Annotated in this window: 9 protein-coding genes and 1 pseudogene; 7 read left to right on the forward strand and 3 right to left on the reverse strand. The window is 65.3% G+C overall.

Features of this window, described 5'->3' with window-relative positions; all coding sequences use genetic code 11:
* Both A5777_RS21535 and A5777_RS21540 read left to right on the forward strand, forming a co-directional pair.
* Positions 1-1,104 (forward strand): flavin-containing monooxygenase (locus A5777_RS21535; protein ID WP_064864472.1); only part of this gene is annotated, 1,104 nt, incomplete at its 5' end.
* A complete protein-coding gene (locus tag A5777_RS21540; RefSeq protein WP_005204957.1) occupies positions 1,101-1,961 on the forward strand; it encodes a short-chain dehydrogenase/reductase in 861 nt (286 codons plus the stop codon). The genes A5777_RS21535 and A5777_RS21540, both read left to right, overlap by 4 nt.
* A 3-nt stretch (positions 1,962-1,964) precedes the next feature.
* Here A5777_RS21540 and A5777_RS21545 read toward each other — a convergent pair whose 3' ends face one another.
* Positions 1,965-2,366 carry a LapA family protein gene (locus A5777_RS21545; RefSeq protein ID WP_005204954.1) on the reverse strand — a complete coding sequence of 134 codons (402 nt, stop codon included), beginning with the start codon at positions 2,364-2,366 and terminating at the stop codon, positions 1,965-1,967.
* Positions 2,367-2,396: 30 nt separating this feature from the next.
* On the opposite strand from A5777_RS21545, the gene rlmN reads away from it, so the two are divergent.
* Positions 2,397-3,509 carry a 23S rRNA (adenine(2503)-C(2))-methyltransferase RlmN gene (rlmN, locus tag A5777_RS21550; RefSeq protein ID WP_005204951.1) on the forward strand — a complete coding sequence of 371 codons (1,113 nt, stop codon included), beginning with the start codon at positions 2,397-2,399 and terminating at the stop codon, positions 3,507-3,509.
* Between the two features lie 4 nt (positions 3,510-3,513).
* Here rlmN and A5777_RS21555 read toward each other — a convergent pair whose 3' ends face one another.
* Positions 3,514-3,786, reverse strand: a complete 273-nt coding sequence (locus A5777_RS21555; protein WP_005204949.1) for a DUF2631 domain-containing protein — start codon at positions 3,784-3,786, stop codon at positions 3,514-3,516.
* 142 nt (positions 3,787-3,928) lie between these two features.
* Here A5777_RS21555 and puuE point away from each other — a divergent pair, with 142 nt between their 5' ends.
* The 4 genes from puuE to ispG all read left to right on the forward strand — a co-directional run bounded on the left by puuE (position 3,929) and on the right by ispG (position 8,659).
* Positions 3,929-4,894 (forward strand): allantoinase PuuE, encoded by a 966-nt coding sequence (puuE, locus tag A5777_RS21560; RefSeq protein ID WP_005204947.1) that lies wholly within the window; start codon positions 3,929-3,931, stop codon positions 4,892-4,894.
* A gap of 26 nt (positions 4,895-4,920) precedes the next feature.
* On the forward strand, positions 4,921-6,084 hold the full coding sequence (dxr, locus tag A5777_RS21565) for a 1-deoxy-D-xylulose-5-phosphate reductoisomerase (protein WP_039855205.1): 1,164 nt from the start codon (positions 4,921-4,923) through the stop codon (positions 6,082-6,084).
* Between the two features lie 72 nt (positions 6,085-6,156).
* Positions 6,157-7,383, forward strand: a complete 1,227-nt coding sequence (locus tag A5777_RS21570; RefSeq protein ID WP_005204941.1) for a M50 family metallopeptidase — start codon at positions 6,157-6,159, stop codon at positions 7,381-7,383.
* A 91-nt stretch (positions 7,384-7,474) separates the two neighbouring features.
* A complete protein-coding gene (gene ispG, locus A5777_RS21575; RefSeq protein ID WP_064864474.1) occupies positions 7,475-8,659 on the forward strand; it encodes a flavodoxin-dependent (E)-4-hydroxy-3-methylbut-2-enyl-diphosphate synthase in 1,185 nt (394 codons plus the stop codon).
* A gap of 26 nt (positions 8,660-8,685) precedes the next feature.
* Here the strand turns inward: ispG and A5777_RS25570 are convergent.
* Positions 8,686-8,769 (reverse strand): annotated as a pseudogene (locus tag A5777_RS25570) (GNAT family N-acetyltransferase); the annotation flags it as partial.
* Positions 8,770-8,893 lie beyond the last annotated feature (124 nt).

Raw genomic sequence — 8,893 nt, forward strand, 5'->3', positions numbered from 1 at the left:
CCGTTCAGCGAGCCGTCCCGTCCCGACATTCCCGGACTCGACGACTTCGACGGCGACGTCTTCCACTCCGCGCAGTGGGATCACGACTGGTCGCCGACCGGCAAGCGGGTGGCCGTCATCGGAACCGGCGCATCCGCGGTGCAATTCGTGCCTCAGATGCAGCCACAGGTAGCGCATCTGACCCTGTTCCAGCGCACGCCCACGTGGATACTCCCGCATCCGGATCGGCCGATTTCGCAGCGCGTACGGACCATGTTCGCGCGGGTACCGGCCACCCAACGTGCACTGCGCGGAGCCTGCTCGCTCGTGCAGGAAATGATGGTGCCCGGCCTGGTGAGCCATCCTGCGCTACTGAAACCTGCTGCAGCACTGGGCCGGTGGCATCTGCGTCGGCAGGTGGCCGACGAGACGCTGCGGGCGGAGTTGACTCCGACATACTCCTTCGGGTGCAAGCGACCGACCTTCTCCAACAGGTACTACCCGGCGTTGACCGCACCGAACGCTGCGGTGGTCTCCGAGGCGATAGTCGGGGTACGGGCCGAGGGCATCGAGACGGCCGACGGTCGCGTCCACGAGGTCGACACCATCCTCCTCGGTACCGGCTTCAAACTCGCGGCGGGGGAGGGCTTCTCGCGCATCCACGGTGCGGACGGCCGCAGCCTGTCGCAGGTGTGGGGCAACGGCGAGATGAAGGCGTACCGCGGCACGAGCGTCGCGGGGTTCCCGAATCTCTTCATGATCCTCGGACCCAACTCGGTGGTCTATACCTCGCAGGTGGTCACCATCGAAGCGCAGGTCGACTATCTGATCGACGCTCTGAAGACCATGCGCCGGAGGGGAATCCGCAGTTTCGATGTCACACAGTCGGCCCAGGCCCGGTTTGTGAACGAGGTCGATAAAGGCCTCGAGGACTCCGTGTGGAACACCGGTGGCTGCTCGAGCTACTACCTCAGTCCGTCGGGGCGCAACTTCACGTTCTGGCCGGGTTACGTCTTCACCTTCAGGCGGGCGATGAAACACGTGAACTGGGATGACTTCGACGTCCGAACGGGCGTATCACATCGACACGGGGCGTCGCCGACGCGTGAGGCGGTGTTCGGATGAGTTGCACGGACATTCGGGGTTCGGTGGTGCTCGTCACCGGTGCGGCACAGGGCATCGGCTTGCGCACCGCGCACCGCCTCGTCGACTCCGGAGCGCAGGTGGTGCTGACCGATGTCGACGCTGCCGCATTGGAATCCGCGAGTACCGGTTTCCCCAACGACTCCGCCCACGCGGTGGAAGCTGATGTGCGCCAATTGGATTCGATGGCCGCCGCCGTCGACAAGGCAGTCGGCAGGTTCGGCCGTCTCGACCACGTTGTCGCCAACGCAGGTATCACGCCACCGACGGCGACGCTACGCGGGGTCGACCCGGCAGCCTTCGACCGCGTCGTCGACGTCAACCTGCGCGGAGTGTTCAACACCGTGCGCGCATGCATGGAGCCGGTGATCGCCGCACGTGGACACATGCAGCTGATTGCCTCGTGCGCGGCCTTCGCTCCCGGGATGGGAGGGTCGGCATACATGATCACCAAATCGGGGGTGGAACAACTCGGGCGTGCGTTGCGCATCGAACTGTCGGCGTACGGCGCCTCCGCGGGCATCGCGTACTTCGGCATCGTCGAGACCGATATGACGCGGGCGACGCTCGACGACGACCCGATCGGAAAGGAGATCGGCGGTCAACTGCCGTGGCCGCTGAATCGTCGGATCACAGCGGACGACGCCGCCACAGTCCTGGTCGACGCAATCCATTCACGAAGGGGACAGGTCGTCGCACCCCGGCAGTGGTCGGTGTACTCGGCACTTCGAGGACTCATCAATCCGCTGCTCGACGAGAAGCTCACACGCGACGCGTCGATTCATCGGATCGTCAGGCACCTCGACGACGCCGTCGCGCCGAGATCAGAGGGTGCGTGAGGTTCACGCCGCCGGTGGCGGATCCGTCGCGACCTTGGCCTTCTTCAGCGTCCGGTTGAGCTGGTACATCCGCGCGCCTCCCGCCATCGCGACGATCAACGCGCCTGCGATCGCCGCGATCAGCAGGCTGACGCCGACAGGCAGGTTGACCTCCCAGAACAGGATGTCGATGCGTTGCGATTCCAGGTTCTGCAGGATGAAGACCAGCAGCAGGATCGTGATGATCGCCCCGACTACCAGGCCTGTGAAGGCAGCGCGCGTACGCGTGTGCTCGACCTTCTCGATTTTGGTCCGCAACTCCTGCCGTTCGGCCAATAGAGCCTGATGCTCGGTCGGGTCGACGGTTGGCGTCACGTCGGGTTCGGTCACGTCGTGGTTGGCCCTGCGCTTGTCGCCGTGGTTCATACACCCATGATGACATGCGACAATGGATTCATGACGTCATTGCCGCTCGTGTTCACCGCGCCCAAGAAGGGACTTCCGCCGACGCACTTCGCTGATCTCGATGTCGACGGTCGGCGCGCGGTCATCACTGATCTCGGCCTGCCGAAATTCCGTGCAGACCAGTTGGCTCGGCAGTACTACTCGCGGCTCAATGGCGACGTCGAGGAGATGACCGATCTTCCGGCTTCTGCGCGCGCCGCTGTCGCGGAGGCGCTGTTTCCGCAGCTGCTCACGCCTGTTCGTCATATCGCCTGCGACGACGGCAGCACACGCAAAACCCTGTGGCGCCTGCACGACGGCACCCTGCTCGAGAGCGTCCTGATGCGATACAGCGATCGCAATACCCTGTGCATCTCCAGCCAGGCTGGATGCGGAATGGCCTGCCCGTTCTGCGCGACCGGGCAGGGCGGACTCGACCGCAACCTGTCGACCGGTGAGATCGTCGATCAGGTGCGGGTGGCAGCGCGAGCGTTGCGCGACGGCGAGTTCGGCGATGCAGGCAGGCTCTCGAACGTGGTCTTCATGGGCATGGGTGAGCCCCTGGCCAACTACAAGCGCGTCGTCTCCGCTGTCCGACAGATCACCGCGCCGAGTCCGGAGGGACTTGGAATCTCTGCACGCTCGGTGACCGTGTCGACCGTCGGCCTCGCGCCCGCGATTCGACGCCTCGCCGACGAGGGATTGTCGGTGACGCTTGCGGTGTCTCTGCACACCCCGGACGACGAACTGCGCGACACCCTTGTGCCGGTCAACAATCGCTGGTCGGTGCAGGAAGTTCTCGACGCCGCCAGGTATTACGCCGACACCACCGGCCGTCGGGTCTCGATCGAGTACGCCTTGATCCGCGACGTCAACGATCAGCCGTGGCGAGCCGACATGTTGGGCAGCAAGCTACACAAGGCACTCGGGTCGCTGGTGCACGTGAACCTGATCCCGCTCAACCCGACGCCCGGCTCGCAGTGGGATGCGAGCCCGAAGGACGTCGAACGGGAGTTCGTTCGACGCGTGCGCGCGCAGGGGGTCTCGTGCACCGTGCGCGACACACGTGGGCAGGAGATCGCCGCGGCGTGCGGCCAACTCGCTGCCGAGGAGACGAGCGGTTAGACGCTCAGCTCCACTTCTTCTTCTTGAACATCTTGTAGAGCAGGATGCACGCGAGCGCGACCGCGATGACGATCAGGTAGATGTCCTCGACGTGGCCGACCTGGTTGCCGATCAGCATGAACAGCAGCGCTGCGACGCAGAACCAGCCTGCGGCGTACATCGACTTCGTCGCGGTGCCGTGCCAGCCGAACCGCGCCGAGGGTGCATCCTCGGGCTCGTGCTTCCAGCCGGTGTCGATCTGCTTGTGCTGCTCGTGCTCGACCTCGGTGCTTGCCACGGTGGCTCCTCACTGCGAAACAACTGACACTTCTGCCCAACTACAGATGTCCGACGACGATCAGTAGTAGTTCACGATGAGCATAGCGGCCGCGTCGTTGCCCCGTCGCACGGCCACGCGCGATCTGGGAGAGAATGCCGGGATGCTCCCGACGACACGCTCGCTGACCGACTACCGCACCGAGAACTACCCCCGCGACATGATCGGGTACGGACGTACCACCCCCGATCCGCAGTGGCCGGGCGACGCGAAGATCGCGGTGCAGTTCGTCCTCAACTACGAGGAGGGCAGCGAGAACAACGTCCTCGAGAATGACCGCGGCAGCGAGACCTTTCTCTCCGAGATGGTCGGTGCGCAGTCGTTTCCCAATCGGCACATGAGCATGGAGTCGCTCTACGAGTACGGCTCGCGCGCGGGGGTGTGGCGCATCCTGCGCACGTTTTCTCGACGCGGATTGCCGCTGACGATCTTCGCCGTCGCACAGGCGATGGCGCGCAATCCGGAGGTCGCGGCGGCATTCGTCGAGCGCGGCGACGAGATCGCGTGTCACGGGTATCGCTGGCTGAACTACCAGATGGTCGACGAGCACGTCGAGCGCGAGCACATGCGCGCGGCAATCGAGCTGCTGACCGAGATCACCGGGTCGCGCCCGCTCGGTTGGTACACCGGCAGAGACTCACCGAAGACGCGCGATCTGGTCGTCGAGTACGGGGGATTCGCCTACGACTCCGACAGCTACGCCGACGACCTGCCGTACTGGGTCAAGGTGCCCAGGCGCACCGCTGGTGTGATCGAGGACGTCGACCATCTCGTCGTGCCCTACACGATGGACACCAACGACATGCGGTTCGCGTCGCCCGGCGGTTTTCCCTCCGGCGAGCAGTTCTACGCACAGCTGCGTGACGCCTTCGACGTGCTCTATCGCGAGGGACTCGACGGATCACCCAAGATGTTGTCGGTAGGCCTGCACTGTCGGGTCGTCGGACGTCCGGCACGGTTGGCCGCGCTCGAGCGTTTCCTCGACCACGTGCAGTCTCACGACGGCGTCTGGATACCTCGACGCATCGAGATCGCCGAACACTGGCGAAAGGTCCACCCGCCTGCCTGAGTTGCCCGGTGAGTGACAATGGTCCGGTGAGCACACGCGTACTGATTCTCGGCTCGACCGGCTCGATAGGGGTTCAGGCCCTCGAGGTGATCGCCGAGCATCCCGACCGATTCGAGGTGGTCGGTCTCGGTGCAGGCGGCGGCAACCTCGACCTTCTGGCCGAGCAGGCGCGCTCGACCGGCCTGACAGCGGATCGGATCGCCGTCGCCGACCCGGTCGCCGCGGAGAAGCTCGCAGCTGAACTGGGCGACGGCGTCCTCGGTGGGGCGGAGGCCATGTGCAGGCTCGTCGAGAGCGTCGACGCCGACGTCGTGCTCAATGCGATCGTCGGATCGATCGGGCTGCGGCCCAGTCTCGCCACGCTGGAGTCCGGCGCTCGGTTGGCGCTCGCGAACAAGGAGTCGCTTGTCGCGGGCGGGTCACTGGTTCTCGACGCCGCATCCCCGGGGCAAATCGTCCCCGTCGACTCCGAGCATTCGGCGATCGCACAGTGTCTGCGAGCGGGGGCAGCCGACGAGGTGTCGCGGCTGGTGCTGACCGCATCCGGTGGGCCCTTCCGTGGGTGGACCAGCGAGCAACTCGTCGACGTCACGCCTGAGCAGGCCGGTAAGCATCCGACCTGGTCGATGGGTCCGCTCATCACGTTGAACTCCGCGACGCTGGTCAACAAGGCGCTCGAGGTGATCGAGGCACACCTGCTGTTCGACGTCGACTACGACCGGATCGACGTCACGGTGCACCCGCAGTCGATCGTGCACTCGATGGTGACCTTCATCGACGGCGCGACCATCGCCAAGGCGTCTCCGCCGTCGATGAAGCTGCCGATCGCGCTGGCGCTCGGCTGGCCCGACCGTGTTCCCGGCTCGTCGAGTCCCTGTGACTTCTCGACGGCGTCATCGTGGACGTTCGAACCGGTCGACAACGCCGTGTTCCCCGCGATCGAGCTCGCCAGGGAGGCCGGGCGCGCGGGCGGAAGCCTCACCGCGGTGTACAACGCCGCCAATGAAGCGGCCGCCGCCGGGTTCTTCGCGGGACGCATCAGCTTTCCGCGCATCGTCGAGATCATCGCCGATGTGCTCGCCGTCGCAGATGAATGGCGTGCGCAGCCGGGTACTGTGGAGGAGATCCTTGCCGCCGACGCATGGGCACGAGAGCGCGCTGCGCAGTTCGTCGCACACGCTTCCGCGTGAGAAGGAGACCAGCCCGTAGATCCTGCTGCGGGCCTGTCGAGTTGATGTCGGGGCCGAATTGGAGTTGAGTACGTGAGTTTCGCGATCGGCGTCGTGCTGTTTGCGGTTGCGCTGGTGTTGTCGGTCGCCTGGCACGAATGCGGTCACATGTGGGCCGCGCAGGCCACGGGCATGAAGGTCCGACGCTACTTCGTCGGATTCGGCCCGACGCTGTGGTCGACCAAGCGTGGCGAAACCGAATACGGCATCAAGTTGATTCCCGCGGGCGGTTTCTGCGACATCGCGGGCATGACTCCCTACGACAAGCTCGACGACGACGAGCGCGACCGTGCCATGTACCGCCAGAAGCCGTGGAAGCGGTTCGTGGTGTTGCTCGCGGGTCCGGCGCAGAACATCATCCTCGGCCTGGTCCTCGTGTTCATCGTGGCGGTCGCGTTCGGCCTGCCCAAGATCGGTCCCGACGCCAACAACGCACCCGTCTACGTCGACAAAGCGACGTGCGTGGCACCGAGCACCGACGCCAAGGGCGAGCCGGTGGCCTGTTCGGGACCCAGCCCCGCCGCGCAGGCAGGGCTCCGGTCGGGCGATCAGGTCGTCGCGATCAACGGGCATCGAGTCGACAACAACGCCGACCTGATCACGACCACGTGGAAGACCTCCGGCACCGCACAGCTCGAGGTCCTACGTGATGGCCAGACCGTGACGGTCGACGTGCCCGTCACCCAGGTGCAGCGGATGAAGAAGGCCGACGACGGGTCGCTGGAGCCGATCACCGTCGGCGCCATCGGTGTGCAGCTCAATACGCCTCCGGAGCCGGTCAACCACTACAACGTCGCGACAGCGGTACCGGGGACGTTCTCGTTCACCGGCCAGCTGCTCGTCGAGACGTTCAAGGCGTTGGTCTCGCTGCCGTCGAAGGTCAGCGGGCTGTGGGCCGCGGTGACCGGCGGTGAACGTGCAACCGATTCCCCGGTGAGTGTCTACGGGGCATCGGTGATGGGCGGGCAGACCGTCGAACACGGGCAGTGGAGCGTCTTCCTGCTACTGCTGATCAGCGTCAATCTGTTCCTCGGGCTGTTCAATTTGGTCCCGCTACTACCCTTGGATGGTGGGCACATGGCGATCGTCGGCTACGAAAAGGGCCGCGATACCGTGCGCCGGTGGTTCGGCAGGGCGCCTGGGGGCGTCGTCGACTACTACAAACTGATGCCGATCACTTACGCGGTGGTCATCGTGATGGCCGGGTTCATGGTCCTGACCTTGACCGCCGACATCGTCAACCCGATCAAGATCTTCTGATGCGCGGCCCCGTCAGCCCAGATGCGACGGCCGCGAGCGGCCCCGATTCGACGGCCGCGCAGACAACCGAATCCGCTTCGAGGAGTACGAGATGAACGCACCTGCCACGGGTGGGGCCACCGCCATCGGTCTCGGTATGCCCGCGGGACCGCCCCCGGTACTGGCGCCGCGTCGCAAGACCCGTCAGATCCACGTCGGGTCGGTGGGCGTCGGCAGCGACTATCCGGTGTCGGTGCAGTCGATGACCACCACCAAGACGCACGACATCAACGCGACGTTGCAGCAGATCGCCGAACTGACGGCGTCGGGATGCGACATCGTCCGTGTGGCGTGTCCGCGGCAGGAGGACGCCGAGGCGCTGCCGATCATCGCGAAGAAGTCGAAGATCCCGGTGATCGCCGACATCCACTTCCAGCCGAAGTACATCTTCGCTGCGATCGACGCCGGGTGCGCGGCGGTCCGTGTGAACCCCGGCAACATCAAGGAGTTCGACGGTCGTGTCAAAGAGGTCGCGAAGGCGGCCGGCGACGCGGGTATCCCGATCCGGATCGGTGTGAACGCGGGATCGCTGGACAAGCGCATCATGCAGAAGTACGGCAAGGCGACACCCGAGGCGTTGGTCGAGTCTGCGCTGTGGGAGGCGGGACTGTTCGAGGAACACGGGTTCGGCGACATCAAGATCTCGGTCAAGCACAATGACCCGGTCATCATGGTCGAGGCGTACCGGCAGCTCGCGGCGCAGTGCGACTATCCGCTGCACCTCGGGGTGACCGAGGCGGGTCCGGCATTCCAGGGGACGATCAAGTCGTCGGTGGCGTTCGGATCGCTGCTCAGCCAGGGCATCGGCGACACCATCCGGGTATCGCTGTCGGCACCGCCCGCCGAGGAGATCAAGGTGGGCGACGCGATCCTGCAGTCGCTCAATTTGCGCCCACGCAAGCTCGAAATCGTGTCGTGCCCCTCGTGCGGCCGCGCGCAGGTCGACGTCTACAAGTTGGCCGAGGCTGTGACCGCCGGGCTCGAGGGTATGGAGGTTCCGCTGCGCGTGGCCGTGATGGGCTGCGTCGTCAACGGTCCGGGCGAGGCCCGCGAAGCCGATCTCGGCGTCGCCTCAGGCAACGGCAAGGGCCAGATCTTCGTCAAGGGCGAGGTCATCAAAACGGTTCCCGAAGCCGAAATCGTGGAGACGCTGATCGAAGAAGCGCTGCGGATTGCAGAGGAATCGGGAGAAACTGGTGAGGGTGCGGTGGGATCACCTACCGTGACCGTTTCCTGACGACAGTCGGCTGGCCCTGCTCTATTGGCGACCGGATCGGCATTGAGGACGCGCGCCACCACGGGGGCGTCGCGTGCGCCGAGCGGTTTGTCGCCCAACAGCCTCAGCACGTCATTCCTCCATCGACCCGGGGGTTACGTTCCGACGACGTGCCGACCCGGTCGCCAATAGAGCAGGGCCAGCCGACTGTCGTCAGGAAACGGTCACGGTAGGTGATCCCACCGCACCCTCACA

The organism is Gordonia sp. 852002-10350_SCH5691597, assembly GCF_001665715.1.
Classification (GTDB): domain Bacteria; phylum Actinomycetota; class Actinomycetes; order Mycobacteriales; family Mycobacteriaceae; genus Gordonia; species Gordonia sputi.

What these genes read in the sequence shown, in the direction of transcription:
- rlmN (WP_005204951.1), top strand. Translation starts at nt 2,397, where the DNA reads ATGACGTCATTGCCGCTCGTGTTCACCGCGCCCAAGAAGGGACTTCCG.
- ispG (WP_064864474.1), top strand. Translation starts at nt 7,475, where the DNA reads ATGAACGCACCTGCCACGGGTGGGGCCACCGCCATCGGTCTCGGTATG.
- puuE (WP_005204947.1), top strand. Translation starts at nt 3,929, where the DNA reads ATGCTCCCGACGACACGCTCGCTGACCGACTACCGCACCGAGAACTAC.
- A5777_RS21540 (WP_005204957.1), top strand. Translation starts at nt 1,101, where the DNA reads ATGAGTTGCACGGACATTCGGGGTTCGGTGGTGCTCGTCACCGGTGCG.
- A5777_RS21545 (WP_005204954.1), bottom strand. Translation starts at nt 2,366, where the DNA reads ATGAACCACGGCGACAAGCGCAGGGCCAACCACGACGTGACCGAACCC.